Here is a 1,473-nt window from a genome sequence, read left to right as displayed (position 1 = left end):
GTGTTCACTCTTGCATGAGCCACCGACATGACTTCGGACGTGTGGGTTTCGTGGCGGTTTGGCGACTGGTTTCAGTTCACCACGAGCATCCGACATTGGCATGGCTGTCGGGCAGCGCGCGCTAGCGCCGGGTGGGCCCTGTGCTACTGCAATATGACGACGACCCACTGTCAAGGCTGCGATCCAACCAGTTCGCAGCTGGGCCCCGCGAATTACTCCGCAGCGATCAACGCGCGCGCCGCATCCAGCGCCCGGGCCGCATCTTCGGGGCTGATCGGCACAATCGCCATCGCGGTAATGACGTGGCTGGTGCATGACTCGGCGAGTGCCTCCACTGTTGAAGAAGAAGCATCGGGCCGCGCGGCCCGCACGCCCGCGGTCATCGCCTCACGCAGCTCCGCGGTGTAGGCCCGAATCGTCTGTGCGACCGCCTCGTCGTGGCCGATCGGCGCGCCGGCGGTGTTGACCAGCATGCATCCGTGCGTCGCTGGCAGCGAGCCAACCTGCAGTAGTGCGGCGCGAAGCCCTACAAGATACTGCTCGAGCGCATCTACCGCGACCACATCGCCCTTCAGTGGCTGCAACCGCGGCCGGATGATCTCGTCGAGATAGCTCTCAACGGCGGCGTCGAACAGCCCGCGCTTCGAGCCAAACGCGTAGTAGATACTCGAGCGATTGAGGCCGGTGGCCTGCNTCGAGCTCGGCGAGCGAGGCGTTCTCGAAGCCGTGCTGCCAGAAGACCGCGCGCGCCGCCCGAACAACCTCGGTGGTGTCAAAAGTCTGGGTGCGGCCCATGAATTCCTCCATTGCGTGAACTGACCGGTTCAGTATATTCTAAACCGGTCGGTTCAGAATGGACAGCGTCGCTCGACGCAAGGGGGAGCAGCTTCATCATGGTCATCGCAGGTCTCCTACTCGCCGGCATCGCGGCGCTCGTGCACGTCTTCATCTTCTATCTCGAGTCGATCGCCTGGACGGGACCGCTTGCCCGGAAGACGTTCGGCACCGGCACTGAAGAAGAGGCCGCCGTGCAGAAAGAGCTTGCCTTCAACCAAGGCTTCTACAACCTCTTCCTCGCCCTCGCCGTGATCCTCGGCATCATCTTCTACGCGGTCGGCCAGCCCGCCATCGGCGCGACCCTCGTCTTCTCCGGCGCTGGCTCGATGGTCGCGGCCTCGGTCGTGCTGCTCATCACGAGCCCCGACAAAGCCGCAGCGGCGCTCAAGCAGGGCGTCATCCCGGCGCTCGGCGTGATCGCCCTCGCCATCGGCGTCGCGCTCTAGCCCGTCCACCCACCCGAAGCCACCAACCGAACCAACAGAAAGCAGCAACCGCATGCCCGCAGCCGTCAGCACCCAGGTCCAGCTCGTCGCCCGCCCGCAGGGCTGGCCGACGCACGAAGACTTCCGCTACGTCGAGGTCGAGTACGCCGACCTCGAGCCCGGCCAGGTTCGGGTGCGCAACGAGTTCATC

At 64.9% G+C, this 1,473-nt stretch carries 2 protein-coding genes and 1 pseudogene; 2 read left to right on the top strand and 1 reads right to left on the bottom strand.

Features of this window, described 5'->3' with window-relative positions:
- Window positions 1–212: 212 nt before the first annotated feature.
- On the bottom strand, window positions 213–473 hold the full coding sequence (locus tag ID132_RS13555) for a hypothetical protein (RefSeq protein ID WP_235988283.1): 261 nt from the start codon (window positions 471–473) through the stop codon (window positions 213–215).
- A 420-nt stretch (window positions 474–893) separates the two neighbouring features.
- Here ID132_RS13555 and ID132_RS03960 point away from each other — a divergent pair, with 420 nt between their 5' ends.
- Window positions 894–1,283, top strand: a complete 390-nt coding sequence (locus tag ID132_RS03960) for a DUF1304 domain-containing protein (protein ID WP_193127902.1) — start codon at window positions 894–896, stop codon at window positions 1,281–1,283.
- A 52-nt stretch (window positions 1,284–1,335) separates the two neighbouring features.
- Window positions 1,336–1,473, top strand: a pseudogene (locus ID132_RS13550) (NADP-dependent oxidoreductase); the annotation flags it as partial.

It is taken from the genome of Gulosibacter sediminis, assembly GCF_014904065.1.
Lineage (GTDB): Bacteria > Actinomycetota > Actinomycetes > Actinomycetales > Microbacteriaceae > Gulosibacter > Gulosibacter sediminis.
This window is presented reverse-complemented; position numbering and strand designations above follow the sequence as displayed.

Excerpts from the sequence above, each read along its gene's own strand:
- ID132_RS13555 (WP_235988283.1), bottom strand. The coding sequence starts at position 473 with ATGCTGGTCAACACCGCCGGCGCGCCGATCGGCCACGACGAGGCGGTC.
- ID132_RS03960 (WP_193127902.1), top strand. The coding sequence starts at position 894 with ATGGTCATCGCAGGTCTCCTACTCGCCGGCATCGCGGCGCTCGTGCAC.